General features: G+C 51.5%; 1 tRNA gene. It reads left to right on the top strand.

The annotated features are described in order from the left end of the window. The first annotated feature begins 69 nt into the window (after positions 1 to 69). Positions 70 to 146, top strand: a tRNA-Asp gene (locus ACY2RR_RS24735). Positions 147 to 237 lie beyond the last annotated feature (91 nt).

Genomic DNA, 237 nt, shown 5'->3' with positions numbered 1-237 from the left:
TCTTGAGTGATCTGACAGGCTTCAGTCCAGGGGGCAGTTTGTTCCGTGTTCGGTTTGAAGTTGTTGTGTGGACCGGTAGTTCAGTTGGTTAGAATGCCGGCCTGTCACGCCGGATGTCGCGGGTTCGAGTCCCGTCCGGTCCGCCATCTTTAAAAAGCCCCTGCACAAAGTGCAGGGACTTTTTTTATGAACTTTTAACCATTCCTTCATGTAAAGGCGGTATTCCGGACAGGGTGT

Source organism: Parendozoicomonas sp. 2304DJ65-17 (genome assembly GCF_058148445.1).
Note: the sequence above shows the minus strand (reverse complement) of the source record. Positions and strands in the feature narration are given on the sequence as shown.